This window comes from Mangrovihabitans endophyticus, assembly GCF_014646155.1.
GTDB classification, from domain to species: domain Bacteria; phylum Actinomycetota; class Actinomycetes; order Mycobacteriales; family Micromonosporaceae; genus Actinoplanes; species Actinoplanes endophyticus.
In genome coordinates, this window is the sequence record NZ_BMMX01000020.1 from 53,029 (window position 1) to 72,868 (window position 19,840).

Consider the following 19,840-nt stretch of genomic DNA (forward strand, 5'->3'; position numbering starts at 1 on the left):
CTAGGGGGCCGAGCGGTCCGCGGCCAGTACACGATGTGTACCTGTCGGGGATCATGCACCTACGGTGAGGACCATGGGAGCGTCGTATCACTCGTTCTGTCCGGTGGCGAAGGCCATGGAACTGCTCGATGAGCGATGGACCATGCTCGTGGTCAACGAGCTGACGCACGGGCCACGGCGGTTCAACGAGTTGCGGCGCGGGCTGCCGCGGATGTCGCCCACGCTGCTGTCCAAGCGGCTGCACCAGCTCTCCACGGCCGGGGTGGTGGCGCGCGATGCGGACGAGTACCACCTGACCGAGGCGGGCCAGGAGCTGAGCCCGGTGGTCACCGCGCTCGGTGCCTGGGGCATCCGGTGGATCGGCCACCTCGGGGATCAGGATCTGAACCCGAAGTTGCTCATGTGGCACCTGTACGAGCATGTCGAGCACGAGGAGTTGCCGGCCGGCCGCACGGTGGTGGAGTTCTGCTTCACCGACGTCCGCCCGCCGCACCGGCACCGCTGGTGGCTGGTGCTGACCCGCTCGGATGCCGACGTCTGCGACGCCGACCCGGGTTTCGACGTGTCGGTCACCGTGGAGTCCACCCTGCGCCGGATGGTGGAGATCTTCCGTGGTGACTCGTCGTGGGCGGGCGCGTTGCGCTCCGGCGCGGTGACGCTGCACGGTCCGGCCGAGCTTCGCCGGGCGATGCCCGGCTGGATCCGCCAGTCCGGGTACGCCGCAGTGCCGCGCCGCGCAACCTAGTCGACCAGCGTCTGGGTGCCGAGGACGACGGCCAGCGCCAACCGCTCGGCATCCTCGGTGCCCGGCTCCGCGGTGTAGACCATGATGCGCAGATCGTCGGCGGCGACGACGAGGGTGTCGCAGTCCAGGGTGATGTGGCCGACCGCGGGATGGGCGATGGTCTTGTGCCGGGACTGTTCCGGGCGCGGCTCGGGACAGCCGGACTTCCAGAGTTCCACGAAGCGTGGACTCGCCGCGGACAAGTCGCTGACCAACCGCTTGAGGGCCCGGTCGGCGGGGTAGCGGGCGGCGGTCAGGCGCAGGTCGGCCACCAACCGCGTTTCGAAATCGGCGCGTTCCTCCGCGGTGTGCACGGCGCGGGTGCCGGGACCGGCCAGGTTGCGCCAGACCGCGTTGCGTTCGATGCCGCGCAAGTTCGAGGTGTCGCCCATGAGCGCGTCGTAGGGCGCGTTGGCCGTGAGAAGCGTCCAGGTGGCGTCGTACACCGCGACAGGCGTGTTCGCCAGCCGGTCGAGCAGGCGTTGCACGCTCGACGTGATCCGGGACGGGACCACATCGAGTCCGGGAGCGGCGTGCCCGGCCAGCCGGAACAGGAGCTCGCGCTCGGGGTCGGACAGGCGCAGGGCACGGACGAGCGCCTCGACGACCTGCGTCGAGGGTGCGGTCGCCCGGCCCTGTTCCAGCCGGGTCAGGTAGTCCGCCGAGATGCCGGCGAGCCCGGCGAGCTCTTCGCGGCGCAGCCCGGCGACCCGGCGGCGCCGGCCCACCGGCACGCCGACCGTCTCCGGCACCACCCGGTCCCGCCAGCGGCGCAGCATCCGGCCGAACTCCCATGACGACTCCACGCTGTCAGTCTGCGCGCTCGGTGACGCCGTTGTCCTGGCCCCGGCGTTCCCACGAAAACGGGGCGGCTGGCTGTGCCCGCGGCGGCCCGCGAGGCTCAGGGGCATGACAACCACACTCATCACCGGGGCCAACCGGGGCCTCGGTAAGGAAACCGCCCGTCAGCTCGTCGCGGCCGGTCACGTCGTCTACGTCGGGGCGCGCGGTGAGGCCCGCGGCCGGGCCGCCGCGGACGAACTCGGTGCGCGGTTTGTCCGGTTGGACGTCACCGATGACGCCTCGGTGGCCGCAGCCCTCGACCAGATCGCGGCCGACGGCGGACTCGACGTGCTGATCAACAACGCCGGCATCGCCATGCTCGCCCGCAGCGGCCCGGATGCGCTGGAGGTGTTCGACACCAACGCGGTCGGTATCGTCCGCGTCACCGAGGCGGCGCTCCCGGTGCTGCGGAAATCCGCGAACCCCGTGGTCGTCAACGTGTCCAGCGCGCTCGGCTCGTTCGCGGCCAATCACGATCCGTCCCGGCCCGCGTCCAGTGTCTCGGCGATCGTCTACGGCGCGAGCAAGGCGGCCGTCTCCATGCTCACCGTGCAGTACGCGCGAGCTGTGCCGGAGGTCAAGTTCAACGCGGTCGAGCCGGGATACACCGACACCGAGCTGGGCGGGGCGGACAACAGTCGCGGCCGCCCGGTGCGGGTCAGCGCCCAGACGATCGTTCGTGCGGCCTCCATCGGCATCGATGGCCCTACCGGCACGTTCCAGGAGGACGCCGGCGAACTCGGCTGGTAACGATATTCAGCCAGGTAAATTAAATCCTTCTCAAAATATTGCGATAATACGAATTAGCCGCTTAGGGTCGCTTCCGCCCGCACGCGCCGTCGGCGTGTGCGGGGCGGTCGGTGACGGGATCCGGCCATCGTGCCGGTGAACGGAGTCCTGTCGTGCGGTCGCAACGCCGTCCCTCGCCCCGTCCCTCGCCCCGTCGCTTGCTCATCGGGCTGCTCGCGACGCTGTTGATGTTCAGCGGCGGGTTCGTGGCCGTCGCCGTCACCGGGACGGCCGACGCGGCCATCCGCCGGTGCAATCCCGGAGACACCGACTGGCCGGACTGCCTGCCCACGCACGCACAACTCGACGGGGCGCTGAGCACGCCGCGCAACGGGGCGTACTTCTGGACCGGGCGGACGGGCGGCGAGAACGGCACGTCGGTGGAAGTCCCGGCCGGCGAGATCGCGCACGACCGGGGCGGGATCACCCTGGAGTCCGCCATCGAGGCGCACGGCTTCGCGATGCCCGACTTCCCGGCGCCGGACGCCCAACTGAGCCAGGCGGACCGGGATCGCATCGTCGAGATCTGGACCTATGCCTCACGCTCGTTGGCGCTGCACGCCAGTGGGATCGTCTTCGTGGTGACCAGCGACTGGCGGCGGCCCAACAACATCTGGGACACCCAGGAACAGCCCCGGATCATCAACGAGAACCCCGACACCGTGGCCATCTTCCAGATCAACGTGCTCACCATGGGCGAATCCCTGATCTGGCACCGTCCCGGATACACCGAGGACCAGGTGTGGCTGGCGCGGGCGCAGATGCAAGCGGAGCGGCTCTGTCCGCTGCTGGAAGCCGCGGGTTTCCCGCGCGCCTCCACCTGGTCGTCACCGACGTCGACGGGTGCCTTCTCCACCGTGGACGCCACGCCGATCCAGGGCGCCTACACCGGGCAGTACTGGGGCGTCAGCTCGACGAGCTCGTCGGTGACCTACACGCTGTATCAGGAGGACCGCGCGTCGCGGACGACGAACATGCCACCCTCGTACCGGGAGAACATCGCCGCCCGGCCGACCATCACCGCGCACCTCTCCCACGGCGGCCCACCCGAGTACTTCGAACTGGGCTGGGGCGGGTATCCGGGCGAGGCCGGATACGAAGGTCTGCTCTACGAGCCGGAAGAGCTCAACTGCAAGCACTACGACGGCGAACTCAAGCGCGCGGTCGCGGCGCCGCTGGCCGGGAAGCGGATCCGGCTCATGCCGCTGGGCGACTCCATCACCTTCGGCGTGCAGAGCTCGGACGGCAACGGATACCGGGACCGGCTGCACGACCTGTTGGACCGGGCCGGCGCGACGGTGGACTTCGTCGGTTCGGAACAGGGCGGCTCGATGTCCGACAACGACAACGAAGGCCACCCCGGCTGGCGGATCGACCAGGTCGCGGAGGTCGCCGCCTGCACGGTGCCGCAGTATCAACCCAACGTCGTGACGTTGCACATCGGTACGAACGACGCCAACCAGAATTATCAGATCTCCACCGCCGCGGACCGGGTCACGTCGGTGATCGAGAAGATCCTCGCCGACTCCCCGCACGCCGTGGTCCTCGTCTCGCAGGTGATCACGACCGGCAAAGCCGGCCTGCAGCCGCGCATCGACGAGATCAACTTCGCGGTCAACGACGCCGTTCGCGGCCTGCGCCAAGCCGGCAAGCACGTGATGATGGTGTCGCAGGAGGACGTCTGGCAGTCCGACGGCCTGCAGGACGACGCGCATCCGACGGATGCCGGATACGACAAGATGGCCGGCAACTTCGACGACACGCTCACCGCGCTCAAGGACTGGATCACCGACCCCGATCCGGTGCGCTCCACCTCGCCGGACTGTGACCCCGGCGCGACCGCGCTCGGTCCCGGATGGCGCAAACTCGGCGTCATCGCGCCCGGCACCTCCGACCCCGGGCGGGTGGAGTTGGCCGACGTCGACGGGGATCACCGGGACGACTACATCAAGGTGCACCGCGAAGGCTCGTTCCGGGTGCTGCTCAACCAGCGCAGCGACACCCCGGGTCAGCCGCACTTCGTCGACGTCGGCACGTACAAGCCGTACGGGATCAGTCAGGTCCCGGTCGATCCGGACGCCGAGGTGCCCTCCGACGGGTTCCGGTTCGCCGACCTCAACGGCGACGGTCGTGCCGACCTCATCAACGTGACGCCCACCGGCAAGAGCTCGGCGTTCCTCAACCTACCCGGCACCGACGGCGCGCTGAACTTCGTCAAGTGGGGGATCCTGTTCGACGAAGCGGAGATCAAGCGCGGCCACATCCGGTTCGCGGACATCGACGGCGACGGGTGCGCCGACCTGCTGCAGGTCGGCGACGAGGGCAACGTGCACGCGTACTTCAACGTGCCCAACGACGATCCGTTCACGTTGCCCACGTGGCGCATGAAGAAGAACTGGGCGCCCGGCGCGCAGGGCGGAACCCTCACCTCGCTGCGCTTCGGCGACGTCAACGGCGATGGCGCGGCGGACTACCTCACGGTCGGTTCGGACGGGTCGGTGCACGCCTATTTCAACAACGGCGGCCTCGACGCGGGAGGCTTCACGCCGCACCTCAATTTCGCGTACGCCTCCGACTACCCGCGGGAGTATGTGCAGTTCCACGACATCAGCGGCGACGGCAAGGCCGACTACCTGGTGGTCTATAAGGGGGGTGCGATCCGGGCCTGGCTCAACCGCGGTGGCAACCAGTGAACCCGTCGCCGCGCGGCGAGTCCGGGGGTGACCAGGCGCGCCGGGAGGGGCGAGATTCGAGGCCGGCTTGACCATGCATTCATTATGCATGCATCATGAATGCATGACGGTGACACTCACGGTCCGCGACGTACCGGAGGAGGTCCGCGACCTCCTAGCCGACCAGGCGCGCGAACGCGGCCAATCGCTGCAAGGCTTTCTCTTGACGGTCCTCGGCCGTCAGGCGGGATTCGGTCGTAACCGACAGATTCTCGCCGAGGTCATTCGGGAACTCGATGGCTCCGGGGGAGCCGACGAGGACGCCCCGGATGCATCCGACTTCCTTGCGAGCGCGCGAGCCGAGCGCGGCCTGCCCGACTCGGGGCCTTCTCCGCGGCACGGCCGAGGCGTCGCGTGATCGTGGTGGATGCCTCCGCCGTCGCGAGCATGCTGGTCTACACCGATGACCGCGGACGGAAGGCCCGCGCCGCGATGGGGCGCGATCCGGAATGGACGGCACCGGAACACTGGAAAGTCGAGGTGTTCTCGGTGATGCGAGGGCTTGCACTCGGCGGGAAGCTCACCGACGAACAGGCTTCCCGAGCGGTGGCCCGCCTGCCGCGCTTGGGTGTCGAGACCGTCCAGGTCGATGAACTCCTTCCGCGCATGTGGCAGATGAAGGCGAACATCAGCGCCTACGATGCCGCATATGTGGCGTTGGCGGAGCGGCGTGGTCTCACCCTGGTGACGGCGGACGCCAGGCTGGCTCGAGCCTCGACGGCATTCTGCCGCGTTGAGCTCATCGCCTAGCGCCGAGCAGGCCGACGGCCCCGCGGGACCGCAAGTGTGCAGTGCCGTGGCCGCAGATCCCCGAGCGGCGGCGGCCGGGCAAGCGAAACCGGGGACACTAGACCAGGCCGTGTTCGTGCGCGAACACGACGATCTGGACCCGGTCGCGGAGTGCCAGCTTGCGCAGGATGGCGCCGACATGGGTCTTGACCGTCGACTCGCTGGCGTAGACGGTGCCGGCGATCTCCGCGTTGGACAGACCGCGGGACACGGCGGTGAACACCTCACGTTCCTTGTCGGTGAGCCCGAGGAAGGCCGCCGGTGGCGTCGCCGGGGCGGGGAACTGCCGGTCCAGCAGGGTGGCCAGGTCCTGCGGGGCGAGTACGGCGTTGCCGCCGTGCACGGCGCGGATCGCATCGCGCAGCATCAGCGGCGTGGTGTCCTTGAGGAGGAAGCCGCTGGCGCCGTGGCGGATCGCGGTGGCGGCCCGGTCATCGAGGTTGAACGTGGTCAGCACGATCACCCGGACCGGCTTGGCGCGCCGGGCGACCCGTTCGGGTGCGAGGATCTGCCGGGACGCCTCGACGCCGTCCATCTGCGGCATCCGGACGTCCATCAGCACAACGTCCGGCCGCAGTTCCTCAACCAGGCGGACCGCCTCCACCCCGTCGCCGACGGCGCCGACCACGCGCATGCCGTCCTGCGCGTCGACGATGACACGGACGCCCTCGCGGAAGAGCTCCTGATCGTCGACGAGCAGCACGGTGATCTCGTCGCTCATCGCGCGCCGCCCCGCACCGGCACGACGGCGGTCACCCGGAAGCTGGTGCCGGCGGGTTCCGCGCGGCGTCGTACGTCCAGGTGGCCGCCGATCGATGCGAGGCGGCGCCGCATGCCGTCCACGCCGCGCCCGGTGCCGGCCTGCCCGCGACCGAACGTCTCGGTCATGTTGGTCACCTCGATGCGCAGGACGTCGGCGTCGCCGGGCTGGTGCGCCGACGGCCAGTGCCGTTCGGCCGTGATGGGCCGGTCGCGACGACCGTGCTTGATGGCATTGGTGAGCATCTCCTGGAGAACCCGATAGGCCACCGCCCGGCTCTGCGGCGACAATTCGCAACCGGTCCCCCGATCGGTGGCGATGATCTCGTGGCCGCTGTCGCGCACGCCCGCGATGAGCTCGTCGAGCTCACCGGTGTCACCGTCGTCCACCGTCGACTCCCGGGTCGAGGACAGCACCTGGCGTACGTCCTGCAGGGAGGAACGCGCCGAGGTCGCGATGGTCTGCAGGGTCTTCTTCAGCTTCGCGTCGTCGTCGAGGTACTGCCCCGACTCGGCCTGCGCCAGGATCACCGCGAGCGAATGGCCGACGACGTCGTGCACGTCACGTGCCAGGCGTGTCTGCTGATCGCGCAGGTCCGCGACTTCCCGGGCGTGCTCGGTCTCGCGCCGGGCACCGGCGGCGACATCCTCCGCCACCAGCATCGCGGCCCGCGAGTTCCGCGCCCGGACGAGGAAGCGCATCACCAGACCCGCCGGCCAGGGCGCGGCGACGACCAGCAACGCGATGAGCGACAGGACCAGCAGCAGGGCCGGGTCCTGGCGGAGGATACCGCCCAGCGGCGAACCACCCAGGAGCAGGCCGGCCGTGCTGCTGCCGCTCAGCACGTACGCGACGACGACCGCCAGCGGCACCGAGAGAGCGCTCGTCAGCACGGTCGGCGGTCGTCCCCACCGCGCACCGCCGAAGAACACGGCGGTCAACGCGAACTCGGTCAGCATGATCGGGGCGCCGGTCATCACGTGGAGCAGGCCCAGCCCCCAGACCCCGGCGAGTGCCGCGCCGGGAGCCCGGCGGCACAATCCCACCGCGCCCGCGACGACCAGCACCTGCGGCACCTGGGTCAGGCCGAAGGCGAGGCTTCCCGCCACCGCCGACAGCAGGACGGCCTCGGTGACGCCGACCACGAGCACCATGAGCACCGCGATCGCCTCGGGCAGCCAGGGGCGCCAACTGGTTTCGCTCATCGGATCATCCAGGTGAGTAGGGGTCGTCTCCTCGCAGGAAAGCACCCCCCGTCACGCGTGCCGCGCGGGTGACGGCCACCGGGCCGAGGTCAGGACGGCACCGCATCGCGCACCAGCAGGTCCAGCAGAGCCTCGAAGGGCATGCCGCTCGCCGCGAACATCCGAGGCACCTGCGACTGCGCGGTGAGACCGGGCATCGTGTTGACCTCGTTGAGGACCGGCCCCCGAGCGGTGAGGAAGAAGTCGACGCGGGCGACCCCGGCGCAGCCCAACGCGTCGTACATGCGCACGGCCGCCTCGGCGAGCCGGTCGCGGGCCGCGTCGTCCAGCGCAGCCGGTACGCGGAAGTCGGGTTCGCCGCTGTACTTCGCGGCATGGTCGAAGATCGCGTCCGCGGGCACCACGATCTCCAGCGCCGGCGCCACGACCCGCGACCCGTCCGGCCGGCCGAGCACCGCCACGTCGATCTCCCGCCCGGTCACCAGGTCCTCGACGAGGACCCGATCGTCGTACCCGAACGCGGCGTCCAGGGCCGGGCCGAGACGAGCGGCGTGGCGTACCAGGGTGACACCGCGGCTGGATCCGGCGGCGACCGGCTTGACCACGACCGGGTGGGTGAAGGTGTACGTGTCGGTGCGGGTGAGCAGACGGCCGGGCGCGGTGGCGATGCCGAGCGCCCCGGCGACGAGTTTGGTCACCCACTTGTCCATCGCCAGCGCGCCGGCGCCCAGCGGCGACCCCACGCACGGCACGCCGGCCAGGTCGCACAGCGCCGCCAGGGTGCCGTCCTCACCGTGCGGACCGTGCAGCACCGGGAAGGCCACCGCGCAGGAACCCAGCGCGCCGACCGCCGCGGCGAGACCGATCGGGTCACCCGCGCGGTCGCGCCACGCGCCGGCGGGATCGATGGTCAGGCGTACGGCCTGATGGCCCGCCCGCTCCAGGGCGTCGGCGACGGCCGTCGCCGAGGCCAGGGAGACGTCGTGTTCGCAGTTGCGGCCGCCGCCGATCACGGCGACGCGGGTGACGGTCATGCGGCGTTCCTTCGGTGCAGCCGGGCGCTGAGGCCGGTGACGATTTCGTGTTCGAGGGTTTCCGCCCACCGCGCCCATTCCGCCGTGGTGGGTTCGCCGTGGTCGCCCGGACCGAAGACGGTGACGGGATCGCCGACGGAAACGGCGGCATCCGCGCTCAGATCGACCACGGTCATGTCCATGGAGATCCGGCCCGCCACCGGACGACGCATGCCGGCTGCCCAGACCTCGGCACGGCCGGAGGCCAACCGGGGAAGGCCATCGGCGTAGCCGACCGGGAGCAGACCCAGCCGGGTCGCGCGCCGGGCCGTCCACGTGTGCCCGTAACCCACCGCCGTGCCGGCCGCCACGCTGCGGATGGTGACCAGGGGCGCGGTCAGGGTCAGGGCGGGCCGCAGCCGCACCGTGCCGGACTCGTCGATGCCTACCAAGCCCGCGCCGATGCGGCTCATGGTGTGGTGCGACGCCGGATCGCTGAGCGTGGCGGCCGTCGCGGCGAGGTGATGGTCGGCCGGGCGCAGACCCGCCGCGCGGGCCACCCGCAGGCCCCAGACGAACCGGTCCCGGCCCCGCGCGTTGGCGGCATGGCCGGGCCGGTCCGCGCAGGGCAGATGGCCCATGATCCCGACGACGCGAACCCGGCCGTGCCGTTCGGCCTCCCGCGCCGCGCGGCACAACAGTTCCCACCCGGCGGGTTCCGCGCCGTCGCGGCCCATGCCGGTGTCCAGATGCAGATGGATGCGGGCTCCGGGAGCGGTGCGGGCGATCGCGTCCAGATGATCGCGCCCGGGCACGCCCAACTCGATGCCCAGCCGCACGGCCGCGGCGAAGTCGGCGCCGGGCGGGTTGAGCCAGCTCAGGATCCGCTCGGTCAGGCCCGACTCGCGCAGCGGCCGGGCCTCGTCGAGGCTGGTGACACCCAAGCGGGTCGCACCACCGGCGAGGGCGGCCCGCGCGACATCGACCTGACCATGGCCGAAACCGTCGGCCTTGACCACGGCCATCAGCTCTCCGGCCGTACGGGATCTGATGGTACGAACGTTGGCGGTGACCGCGCCCAGGTCGACCCGGAGGGTTGGCCGCGGTCGCAGCGCCAGCAGGTTGGTCATGCCATCACTGTGGTCGCCGTGGCGATGTGGGCGCCTCCGCCTGAGGTACCGATGATCGGTACTCCAGGCGGTCCCGGACGACGCCGTCACATCGCTTCGACCGGTAGCCACAGCTCGGTGGTCGCGGTGCTGAAGTCGGCGGCGCGGTCGAGCACCGCGACGATCTCCGGGCCCGGCCGCAGCCGCCACCGGTTGGAGGGGAACCACTGCGTCGCGGTCGCCGCCCAGGTCTGCTGCAGGGTCTCGGGATAAGGCCCCGAGGTGCGGAAGACCACCCACGAGCCGGTCGGCACCTCGATGGTGTCGAGCCCGTCCGGCGTCGGTGCCTCGCCGGTGACGGCAACCCCGTGCAGGTACGTCAACTCGCTGCCTTCGGTGCGATCGGGGTCGAGGTCGTCGCTGACCGCGAGCAGACCGGCCGGCTCGGTGTTGCCCAGGGCCTTCAGCCGGAGATGTTCCTCGTGCGGCAGCGCGGCGATGTGCCGCTGAATGTGCGGGTTGACGCCTTGATGGATCAGCGGAACGCGGGCTGCGTGTCCGACGAGCCGGAACGGCGGGTGGTCGACGATGCGGGTGTCCATGGGGATCGTCCCTTCGACGGTCAGGCGGAACCTGAGCTGTGGTTGTGCGCGCAGGGGGCCACCGTCGCGACGTACCTCGCCGGGGCCGGCGCCGTGCACGGCCCGGAACGCACGCCCGAACGCCTCGGTCGAGCCGTACCCGTACCGCACCGCGATGCTGAGCAGATCGTCGCGACCGCTGACGACGTCGGCGGCGGCAACGGTCATGCGGCGGCGGCGCACGTACTCCGAGAGGGGCATGCCGGCCAACGACGAGAACATCCGGCGCAGGTGATACTCGGTCGTGCCGAGCGCGCCGGCCCACCCGTCGACGTCCATCTCCGCACAGAGGTGCTCCTCCACGAGGCCGACAAGCCGGTTGAGTGCCGCGATCACGGGGCCTCCCTTCGACATCCACTCTGGCGGCCGGCGCGAGGTTCCCGCCCGATCATCGCGGTCCGATTCGATCCGGGCCCCGGTGCCCGCGCCGTCGATCCGTTCGCCACATGGTCAACCTGACCGAGAATCGCTGACCTGCGGTCCGGCGCTTCAGCCCACCTCGAACCTGCCGGGCAAGCCTCCGAAGATCTTGAGAAGTGCGGGTCGAGGGCGCTGCCCCAGGTGTAGTGGCCGTCGCCGGGCAGCCGGAAGTAGCGGCTGATCTTGTATGACCAGCCGCCGGTCTCCTCGGACAGGTAGCTGTCGTGTCGGTGGTACCCGTTCTGGTAGCTCCCGGGTCAGAGCCGGTCCGTCCACGTGTAGGTCCCGGCCAGGAGGTGTCCCGTGTAGTTGTCGCACGTGCCGATCGCGGACGGGGAGACGTACGTGTACCAGCCGTATGTACCGGCCGCGAGGGTGATGCCGCGGCTGACCAGGGACATCGGCATCCCGCTCGTCGGTGACGCCGTCAGCCACATGCGGCGGTGCGCTGCTCGAAATGGGGATTGAGCTGGAGTTTTGCCGAGCGCGCCCGGCAGGATTCGAACCTGCGACCGGTGGATTAGAAGTCCACTGCTCTATCCGCTGAGCTACGAGCGCCTAGGGGTGCTAGCCAGCACATCCTAGGCGGTCGTCCGGGACTTGTCGTCCGCGTCGTCTTCCGGCGCGGTCGGTACCGGCGTCTCCGGCGTTCCGGGCGGCGGCACGTAGGCGTCCATCCATTGTCCGAGCTCACGGAACACGTCGGCGCGGACGTCCTTGCCGGACAGCGTGAGGTCGTGGAGGCCGCCGTCGAACCGGGCGATCGTCACGTGACGGCCCAGCATCGGCGCCCACCGCACGATGTGGTCCACGTCGAGCACCGCGTCGGTCACCCGTACGTCCTCGGTCCATTCCTTGCCGTGGAAGGTCCGCGCCGAGCATGCGACGAGGGCCGGCGCCTTGATCGCGAGCCCGCGCCGCAGCCGGGCCTGACCGCGCCGGATGGCGTGCAACCACCCCGCGGTGACGGGGAATCCGAGGATCGGCTTCCACGCCAGGTCGTACGTCCATTCGCCGCGGTGGTCGCTGTGCAGGCTTTCGCCGTACAGCCCGAGCGTCGCGGCCGGGATCTGCCGGTACGGGTTGCGCGAGTTCATGCCGACGACGACCGACATCAGCGGCCGGCGCACCAGCCACGAGGTGTTGAAGTCGAAGAAGGGGCTGTTCAGGAACAGGCCGTCGACCCAGCCGTTGGTGCTGCGGGCGTGTGACCAGAGCGCGGTGATCAACCCACCGGTGGAGTGCCCGGCCACCAGCATCTGCTCGTGGCCGTCCTGCTCGCGGATGATCCGCGCGGCCTCGTCCAGCTCGGGGAAGTAGTCGGACAGGCTGCGGGCGAAGTTGGGCGTCTGATGCGGCAGCAGGCTGCGCCCGTACTTGCGCAGGTCGATGGCGTAGAAGTCCCAGCCGCGCTCGACGAAGAAGTCGGCGAGGTGCGTCTGGAAGAAGTAGTCCACGAAGCCGTGGACGTAGAGCACCGCACGGCGTGCCGGCCGGTCGGCGCGGCGGCGCACCAACGTGGCGATCACCGGGCCCTCGTCGTCGCTGCCGAGATCGATGGTGTGCCGCTCGTAGGGCGGCCCCAGGACGTCCGTCTCCACGGAAGTCAGATTACTCACGAGCGCGCCGTTCGCCACCGCAGTTCGCCAGGTCCGCTGCCCCGCTAGCACATTCCGGCGGCGGTCCGCGCCGTCGTCCCCAGCGGGCGCTCGTCCACAGGCCACGCCGGAAAACCGGGCACGCCGCAAGCGGGCCGGGCACGCTGCTGCGCACAGACGCGCCGCTTCCCGGGCATGCGGGTACCGGCGCACGGCACCGACGTGAGGAGACGCAGTGTTCGACACCAACATCGTGATCATCGGGAATGTGCTGACCGCGCCCGAGTGGCGGCGCACCGGCAGCGGCACCCTGGTCGCCAATTTCCGGGTCGCCTCGACCGCCCGGCGCATCGACCGGGAGAGCGGGCGCTGGATCGACGGCAACAGCCTGCGGGTGCGCGTCACCTGCTGGCGGCGGCTCGCCGAGGGCGTGGGCGCCTCGCTGACGGTGGGCGACCCGGTGATCGTCTCCGGTCGCCTCTACACCCGTGACTGGAGTGACGCGGACGGCAACCCGCGGGTGTCCTACGAGATGGAGGCGGTCGCCGTGGGGCACGACCTGGCCCGGGGCAAGGGCCGGTTCTATCGGCGAGCGGCGCAGCCGACAAGCGCGGTGGAGGACGAGCAGACCGACGGCCTGGTGCGCGGCGAGGCCGCCGCGCAGGTGAGCGACGAGGACGTTCCGGTGGCGTACGGCGACGGCGTGCCGGACGGCGAGGAACCGGTGCTTACCGCGCCGGTCGACGAGGAGGATGAGGAATCCGGCATCGAGATCTCGGTGGAGCCGCTGCACCCGGACCCGGCCGACGAGCAGAATCCCGCGCAGGTCGAGGCGCAGACCGCCGATGAACCCGCCGGTCAGCCCGACGACCGGCCCGCGGACCGGCCGGCCGGGCCGGGCCGTCGCAGCCGCCGCACCCGGCGGGAGCCGGTGCCCGCCTGACCCATGACCGCCGCCGCGCCGGTGTCCCCCTTCGATGCCCGGCGCGGCGGCACCCGGCAGACTGGGACGCGTGCTGCTACAGGAGATCCGGGAAGTGCCTCAAGGCTCGATCGTGCTGCGACCGGACGATCCGGACGCGGAATTCGAGAACACCTGGTGGCTGGGTGCCTCGCCGCAGGAGCGCTTGGGACTGTCGGTGGACGAGGTGGTCGCGGCGTTCGAGGAGACCGCCGGCATGGTGCGTCGGCAGGTCGACGCCATGGGCTACCGCGGCACCGCGACGTTCTATGTCTGGCATGACGGTGACGCGGGCCAGTTGCGGTGCTCGACCCGTTCCTGCCCGCCGACGAGGTTGCCCTTCGACGGCGACTACTTCACGACCCGTGACCTGGGCACGATCGTGACCGAGTTCCTCAGCGACGGGGAGCCCGGGTTCGTCCGGGATCTCAAGCCGGCCGACCTCGTGGCGCCGAGTCCGCAGGCCCCGCTGCCGGTGTGGACCGTCGACGTGAGCGTGGCGACAGCCGCCGGTGGCTGAGCGGGTGACGGCCGCCGGGCCGGACGCCGTGGGGCTGCTGGCCGGCTACGCACTGGACGCGGTGCTCGGCGACCCGGCGCGGTGGCATCCGGTCGCCGGATTCGGGGCGCTGGCCGCTCGGCTGGAGCGGCGGTGGTGGATGCCGTCACGGCTGCGGGGGGCCGTGTTCACCACGGTGGCGGTGGGTGCGCCGGTGCTGGGCGGGGTGGCCGTGGCGGTGGCGACCCGGCGCCGTCCGGTGGCACGAGCGGTGCTGACGGCCGCGACCACCTGGGCGGTGCTCGGCGGCCGCACGCTGCGCCGGGAGGCGACGCTCATGCACGGTCATCTGGACGGCGACGATCTCGCGGCGGCCCGCGGCCGGCTGAACCACCTGTGCGGGCGGGACCCGTCGGCGCTGGACGAGTCGGAACTGGCCCGAGCCGTGGTGGAGTCGGTCGCCGAGAACACCTCGGACGCGGTGGTCGCGCCCCTGTTCTGGGGCGGCGTGGCCGGGCTGCCGGGACTGCTCGGATATCGCGCGGCGAACACGCTGGACGCCATGGTCGGGCATCGTTCGCCGCGACACGCGCGGTTCGGCACGGCGGCGGCCCGGCTGGACGATCTGCTCAACCTGGTCCCGGCGCGGCTGACCGGGTTGCTCACGGTGGCCGCGGCACCGCTGGCCGGCGGGCGGCCCGCCGAGGCGCTGCGGGTGTTCCGGCGCGACCGCAACGACCATCCGTCGCCCAACGCCGGGCAGTGCGAGTCCGCGATGGCGGGGGCTCTGGGGGTGCGCCTGGGCGGCCGCAACCGTTACTTCGGACGGGTGGAGACGCGTCCCCTTCTGGGTGACGGTCCGCGCCCGACCGCCGGTCACCTGCGGCGCGCGGCCCGCATCTCCGGCGCGGTGGGGCTGGCCGCGGCGGCCGGTGCGGCCACGCTGGCAGCAGCGCGGCGGCGAGTGGGGGCGCGGCGGTGAGCGGGGGCCTGCTGGTGGCCGGCACCACGTCGGACGCCGGCAAGAGCGTGCTCACCGCGGGGATCTGCCGGTGGCTGCACCGGCGTGGAGTCCGGGTGGCGCCGTTCAAGGCGCAGAACATGTCCAACAACTCGATGGTGGTGCTGGGCGCCGACGGGCGGGCCGGCGAGATCGGTCGCGCGCAGGCGATGCAGGCGGCGGCGTGCGGGCTGGAGCCGGACACCCGTTTCAACCCGGTGCTGCTCAAACCGGGCAGCGACATGTCCAGCCAGGTCGTGGTGCGGGGCGTGGCGGTGGACACGGTGACCGCGGGCGGCTTTCGGGCCATGCGTCGCCGCCTGGCGGGGGAGGCGTTCGCGGCGCTGGCCGAGCTGCGCCGCGAGCACGACGTGGTGATCTGCGAGGGCGCGGGCAGTCCGGCCGAGATCAACCTGAGGGCGGGCGACTTCGTCAACATGGGACTGGCCCGGCACACCGGATGGCCCGCGATCGTGGTCGGTGACATCGACCGTGGCGGGGTGTTCGCCGCGTTGTTCGGCACCGTCGCGCTGCTCGATGCGAAGGACCAGGCCCTGATCAGCGCCTTCGTGATCAACAAGTTCCGTGGCGACCCCGGGTTGCTGCGGCCCGGCCTGGACATGATCACCGCCGCCACCGGGCGTCCGGTGCACGGGGTGCTGCCGTTCCGCCCGGACGTCTGGCTGGACGCGGAGGACTCCCTGGCGTACGGCTCGGTGCTGGGCCGGCCCGGCGCCCCGATCGGCGGTGAGTGGCTGCGCGTGGCGGTGATACGCCTCCCGCGCATCTCCAACGCGACGGACGCGGAGGCGCTGGCGGCCGAGCCGGGCGTGCGGGTGCGGCTGACCGCGGAGCCCGCCGAGGTGGCCGCCGCGGACCTGGTGGTGCTGCCCGGCTCCAAGGCCACCGTCAGCGACCTGACGTGGCTGCGGGAGACCGGGCTGGCCGACGCGGTGTGCGCGCATGCGGCGTCGGGCAAGCCGCTGCTGGGCATCTGCGGTGGTTTCCAGATGATGGCCACGACGCTGCACGACGAGGTGGAAAGCCGCCGCGGGACGGTGCCCGGGCTGGGCCTGCTGCCGGTGGAGATCGCCTTCCGGCCGGACAAGACGCTGGCGCGCTCGCGCGGGGTGGCGGGCGGGGTGGCGGAAGGCGTGCCGGTCTGCGGGTACGAGATTCATCACGGTTACGTGGCACGGGGCACGCCGGAGCCGCTGCTGCGGTACGCCGACGGGCGTCCCGAGGGTGCGGTGGCGGGGAACGTGTGCGGCACGCATTGGCACGGCGCGTTCGAATCGGACGAGTTCCGGCGCCGGTTCCTCACCGATGCGGCGCGCCGGGCGGGGCGGCACGGCTTCCGGGTGGCGCCGGACATCCGGTACGCGGCGCTGCGCGAGCACGCCTTGGACGCGCTGGGCGACCTGGTGGAGGAACATCTGGACACCGAGGCGCTGTGGCGCCTGATCGAGTCGGGGCCGACCCCGGGACTGCCGTTCCTGCCGCCGGGCGGTGACATCGGTGGGGAGTGACCCGGAACCCGGCCGCCGGACGGAGACGTTCGCGGCGCTGGCCGCGCGGATCCGGGACCGGCCGCCCCGGCTGGGCGGTGGCCGGCAGGGCGGCGGTGTGCGGCTGGTGGCCGTGGACGGGCCCAGCGGATCCGGCAAGACGTGGTTCGCCGGACGGCTCGCCGCGGCGCTCGCCGCGCCCGTGGTGCACACCGACGACCTGCTCGACGGCTGGGACGACCAGTTCACCTTCTGGCCGCGGCTGGAACGGCAGGTGCTCGAACCGATGCGGCGCGGAGAAACCGCCACGTATCGGCGATACCTGTGGCATCGCGGCGCGTTCGGCGGCGTACCGGTGGTCATCGAACCGCCCGCGACGCTGATCGTGGAGGGTGTCAGCGCCGCCCGCGCGGCGATCCGGCCGGAGCTGAGCATGTCCGTCTTCGTGCTCGCGCCGCCGGCCCTGCGCCTCTCACGCGGGCTCGCCCGCGACGACGGCGGTGACCCCGTTGCGTTCGCGGCGTACCTTGAGCGCTGGCGTGTCGCCGAGGACCGGCACTTCGCCGCGGACGACACGGCCGCCTACGCCGACCTGTTGGTCGACGGTGCGGCGGAGGCGCACGACGACCGGTACCTGCGGCTGGACCGGTCACCGGAGGCAGCCCGGACGGGCCGGTGAGGCGCGTGGTCCGGGCCCGCACCTGCGAGACGCCGCCGAGGCGGCGGGAACGGGACGAGCGATGACGACGGACGACAACCGGCCCGCGCGGCGCCGGACCACGCTGACGCAGATCAGCACCCGCGCATGGGAGCACCCGGCCGATCGCGGTGCGTTGACCGCGTTGCGCGAGCTGCGCGGGTTCGACGACGTCGTGAAGTCGTTCTTCGGCATGTGGAACGAGCGCGGCTTCCGGCTGTCCTTCCTGGCCGGCTCGATCCGAGTCGATCACCGGCAGTACCCCCGCGTCTACCAGATCTTCGCCGAGGCAGCGGCCACGCTCGACGTCGCCGAACTGCCGGAGCTCTACGTGCGGCAGTCCCCGGTGATCAACGGGCAGGCGATCGGCGTCGACAAGCCGTTCGTGGTGATCACCACAGCGGCGGTGGAACGGCTCGACGACGAGGAACTGCGCGCCCTGCTCGGGCACGAGATCGGTCACGTGCGCAGCGGCCACGCCGTCTACAAGACCATCATGATGATCCTGACCCGATGGGCGGCCAGCCTGAGCTGGCTGCCGGTGGGAGCGATCGCGTTGCGCGCGATCATCGCCGCGATGTTCGAGTGGTGGCGCAAGGCGGAACTGTCCGCGGACCGCGCCGGCCTGCTCGCCGGACAGGACCCGGCCGCCTCGCTGCGGCTGCTGATGAAGCTGGCGGGCGGCGGTGACCTGTCACAGATCGACACCGCGGCCTTCCTGGAGCAGGCCGCCGAATACGAGAGCGGTGGCGACCTGCGGGACAGCATCCACAAGATCGGTATGACGGCGTGGAGCACGCATCCCGTCCCGGTGGCCCGCGCCGCGGAACTGCGCCGGTGGGTGGACGACGGCGGATACGCCCGGATCCTGTCCGGTGACTATCCACGCCGCGACGGTGACGGCAACGCGTCTGTGACCGACGACGTGAAGGCCGCCGCCAACTCGTACCGGCAAGCCTTCACGCAATCCCAGGACCCCCTGGTGGGCTTGCTCCGCAAGCTCGGCGACGGCGCCGCCGACCTCGCCGGTTCGGCCGCGCGCGGCGCACGCTCGTGGATGTCCGGCACCGGCCGCAACCAACGCCCGGACGACTCGACGCCCCCGCCGCCGACGAGCTGAAGGCTTACCATCGGCGGCATGAGCCTGAGCGAGGAAGAGCTGCGCGCGGCGATCGCGCGCGAGATGCCCGGAGTCCGCGCCGACCTGGAACGGCTGGTACGCATTCCGGGCATCGCCTTCGACGGGTTCGACCACGCGCACGTCGAGCGGTCCGCCGAGGCTGTCGCCGAGCTGCTCCGCGGGTGCGGCCTCGCGGTGCAGATCGTGCGCGGCGACGGGCAGCCCGCGGTCATCGGCCGCCGTCCCGCCCCACCCGGCGCCCCGACCGTGCTGCTCTACGCGCATCACGACGTGCAGCCGGTGGGCGACCCCGCGCTGTGGCACAGCGAACCGTTCGAGCCGGTGGAGCGCGCCGGCCGGCTGTACGGGCGGGGAGCCGCCGACGACAAGGCCGGTGTGATGGCGCACGTGGCGGCGCTGCGGGCGTTCGGCGACGATCTGCCGGTGGGCGTGGTGGTGTTCGTCGAGGGGGAGGAGGAATACGGCTCCGACTCGCTGGACGGGATCATCGAGGCGCACCGGGACGAGTTGCGCTCCGACGTCATCGTGATCGCCGACTCCGGCAACTGGGACATCGGCGTGCCGGCCCTGACCACCTCGCTGCGCGGCCTGGTGAACTGCTTCGTCGAGGTGCGCACGCTGGACAGCCCGGTGCACAGCGGCATGGTGGGCGGCCCGGTGCCGGATGCGTTGACCGTGCTGGCCCGCCTGATCGCCACCCTGCACGACGAGAACGGCGACGTCGCGGTGGACGGCCTGGTGGGACGCGGCGGCGCCACCGTGGACTATCCGGAGGACCGCTTCCGGCGCGAGGCCGGGATGCTGGACGGGGTCCGGCTGATCGGCGCGGGCACCATCACCGACCGGGTCTGGACCAAGCCCGCGGTGGCGGTGCTGGGCATCGACGCGCCGCCCACCGCCGCCGCCCCCAACGCGGTGGTGCCGTCCGGGCGGGCGAAACTGAGCGTGCGGCTGGCCCCCGGCGACGACCCCACCTCGGCGTACGCCGCACTGCGCGCCCACCTGGAGAAGCACGTGCCGTGGGGCGCGCGGATCGAGGTGACCCTGGAGAGCGGCGGCGCGCCGTGCGTCATCGACGCGACCGGCCCGGCGTACGACGCGGCCCGCGCCGCCTTCCGCGACGCCTGGGACGGGGTGCCGCCGGTGGACATGGGCGTCGGCGGCTCCATCCCGTTCATCGCCACCTTCCAGGAACTGTTCCCGGACGCCGCCATCCTGGTCACCGGCGTCGAGGATCCGTACTCCGCGGCGCACGGCCCGAACGAGAGCCTGCACCTGGGCGAGTTCGCCCGGGTCTGCCTGGCCGAGGCGCTGCTGCTGCGCAACGTGGCCGCCACCCGGGAGAACTGAC

The 19,840-nt window shown here is 71.6% G+C and carries 20 protein-coding genes and 1 tRNA gene; 12 read left to right on the forward strand and 9 right to left on the reverse strand.

All coding sequences use genetic code 11. The features are described 5' to 3' along the window. The first annotated feature begins 73 nt into the window (after positions 1 to 73). Entirely contained in the window at positions 74 to 745 is a 672-nt protein-coding gene (locus IEY73_RS20600; RefSeq protein WP_189080901.1) for a winged helix-turn-helix transcriptional regulator, read from the forward strand. Here the strand turns inward: IEY73_RS20600 and IEY73_RS20605 are convergent. Further along, positions 742 to 1,590, reverse strand: a complete 849-nt coding sequence (locus IEY73_RS20605; protein ID WP_373292828.1) for a helix-turn-helix transcriptional regulator — start codon at positions 1,588 to 1,590, stop codon at positions 742 to 744. The genes IEY73_RS20600 and IEY73_RS20605 overlap by 4 nt on opposite strands. Before the next feature lie 103 nt (positions 1,591 to 1,693). On the opposite strand from IEY73_RS20605, the gene IEY73_RS20610 reads away from it, so the two are divergent. The 4 genes from IEY73_RS20610 (at position 1,694) to IEY73_RS20625 (ending at position 5,898) form a co-directional block, all read left to right on the forward strand. Continuing rightward, positions 1,694 to 2,377, forward strand: coding sequence for an SDR family NAD(P)-dependent oxidoreductase (locus IEY73_RS20610; RefSeq protein WP_189080902.1), 684 nt, complete (start codon positions 1,694 to 1,696; stop codon positions 2,375 to 2,377). A gap of 152 nt (positions 2,378 to 2,529) precedes the next feature. After that, positions 2,530 to 5,109: a GDSL-type esterase/lipase family protein gene (locus IEY73_RS20615; RefSeq protein WP_189080903.1), complete on the forward strand. Its 2,580-nt coding sequence runs from the start codon at positions 2,530 to 2,532 to the stop codon at positions 5,107 to 5,109. A gap of 103 nt (positions 5,110 to 5,212) precedes the next feature. Beyond that, positions 5,213 to 5,506 (forward strand): hypothetical protein, encoded by a 294-nt coding sequence (locus tag IEY73_RS20620; RefSeq protein WP_189080904.1) that lies wholly within the window; start codon positions 5,213 to 5,215, stop codon positions 5,504 to 5,506. Further along, positions 5,503 to 5,898, forward strand: coding sequence for a type II toxin-antitoxin system VapC family toxin (locus tag IEY73_RS20625; RefSeq protein WP_189080905.1), 396 nt, complete (start codon positions 5,503 to 5,505; stop codon positions 5,896 to 5,898). The genes IEY73_RS20620 and IEY73_RS20625 overlap by 4 nt, the downstream gene beginning before the upstream one ends. Positions 5,899 to 5,995: 97 nt before the next feature. Here IEY73_RS20625 and IEY73_RS20630 read toward each other — a convergent pair whose 3' ends face one another. The 8 genes from IEY73_RS20630 to IEY73_RS20665 form a co-directional block, all read right to left on the reverse strand. Further along, positions 5,996 to 6,658: a response regulator gene (locus tag IEY73_RS20630; RefSeq protein ID WP_189080906.1), complete on the reverse strand. Its 663-nt coding sequence runs from the start codon at positions 6,656 to 6,658 to the stop codon at positions 5,996 to 5,998. Beyond that, the gene (locus IEY73_RS20635) at positions 6,655 to 7,902 is read right to left on the reverse strand and encodes a sensor histidine kinase (protein WP_189080907.1); all 1,248 of its coding nucleotides are present in this window, start codon (positions 7,900 to 7,902) and stop codon (positions 6,655 to 6,657) included. Before IEY73_RS20635 ends, IEY73_RS20630 begins: the two co-directional genes overlap by 4 nt. 89 nt (positions 7,903 to 7,991) lie before the next feature. After that, entirely contained in the window at positions 7,992 to 8,936 is a 945-nt protein-coding gene (locus IEY73_RS20640) for a D-alanine--D-alanine ligase family protein (protein WP_189080908.1), read from the reverse strand. Next, on the reverse strand, positions 8,933 to 10,045 hold the full coding sequence (alr, locus tag IEY73_RS20645; RefSeq protein ID WP_189080909.1) for an alanine racemase: 1,113 nt from the start codon (positions 10,043 to 10,045) through the stop codon (positions 8,933 to 8,935). Before alr ends, IEY73_RS20640 begins: the two co-directional genes overlap by 4 nt. Before the next feature lie 86 nt (positions 10,046 to 10,131). After that, positions 10,132 to 11,001, reverse strand: a complete 870-nt coding sequence (locus tag IEY73_RS20650; RefSeq protein ID WP_189080910.1) for an AraC family transcriptional regulator — start codon at positions 10,999 to 11,001, stop codon at positions 10,132 to 10,134. Between the two features lie 341 nt (positions 11,002 to 11,342). After that, positions 11,343 to 11,486, reverse strand: a complete 144-nt coding sequence (locus tag IEY73_RS20655) for a hypothetical protein (protein ID WP_189080911.1) — start codon at positions 11,484 to 11,486, stop codon at positions 11,343 to 11,345. Between the two features lie 84 nt (positions 11,487 to 11,570). Continuing rightward, a tRNA-Arg gene (locus IEY73_RS20660) sits at positions 11,571 to 11,643 on the reverse strand. 23 nt (positions 11,644 to 11,666) lie between these two features. Beyond that, entirely contained in the window at positions 11,667 to 12,686 is a 1,020-nt protein-coding gene (locus IEY73_RS20665) for an alpha/beta hydrolase (protein WP_189080912.1), read from the reverse strand. Between the two features lie 232 nt (positions 12,687 to 12,918). Here IEY73_RS20665 and ssb point away from each other — a divergent pair, with 232 nt between their 5' ends. The 7 genes from ssb to IEY73_RS20700 all read left to right on the forward strand — a co-directional run bounded on the left by ssb (position 12,919) and on the right by IEY73_RS20700 (position 19,839). After that, positions 12,919 to 13,626, forward strand: a complete 708-nt coding sequence (ssb, locus tag IEY73_RS20670) for a single-stranded DNA-binding protein (protein WP_189080913.1) — start codon at positions 12,919 to 12,921, stop codon at positions 13,624 to 13,626. Between the two features lie 70 nt (positions 13,627 to 13,696). Beyond that, positions 13,697 to 14,164 carry a hypothetical protein gene (locus IEY73_RS20675; protein WP_229716005.1) on the forward strand — a complete coding sequence of 156 codons (468 nt, stop codon included), beginning with the start codon at positions 13,697 to 13,699 and terminating at the stop codon, positions 14,162 to 14,164. Continuing rightward, a complete protein-coding gene (locus IEY73_RS20680) occupies positions 14,157 to 15,125 on the forward strand; it encodes a cobalamin biosynthesis protein (protein WP_306661516.1) in 969 nt (322 codons plus the stop codon). Before IEY73_RS20675 ends, IEY73_RS20680 begins: the two co-directional genes overlap by 8 nt. Further along, positions 15,122 to 16,672, forward strand: coding sequence for a cobyric acid synthase (locus tag IEY73_RS20685; RefSeq protein WP_189080915.1), 1,551 nt, complete (start codon positions 15,122 to 15,124; stop codon positions 16,670 to 16,672). Before IEY73_RS20680 ends, IEY73_RS20685 begins: the two co-directional genes overlap by 4 nt. Next, the gene (locus tag IEY73_RS20690) at positions 16,662 to 17,330 is read left to right on the forward strand and encodes a uridine kinase family protein (RefSeq protein ID WP_189080916.1); all 669 of its coding nucleotides are present in this window, start codon (positions 16,662 to 16,664) and stop codon (positions 17,328 to 17,330) included. Before IEY73_RS20685 ends, IEY73_RS20690 begins: the two co-directional genes overlap by 11 nt. 61 nt (positions 17,331 to 17,391) lie before the next feature. After that, on the forward strand, positions 17,392 to 18,468 hold the full coding sequence (locus IEY73_RS20695) for a M48 family metallopeptidase (RefSeq protein ID WP_189080917.1): 1,077 nt from the start codon (positions 17,392 to 17,394) through the stop codon (positions 18,466 to 18,468). An 18-nt stretch (positions 18,469 to 18,486) separates the two neighbouring features. Further along, complete coding sequence (locus tag IEY73_RS20700; protein ID WP_189080918.1) at positions 18,487 to 19,839, forward strand: dipeptidase; 1,353 nt, start codon at positions 18,487 to 18,489, stop codon at positions 19,837 to 19,839. The last annotated feature ends 1 nt before the right edge of the window (position 19,840 follow it).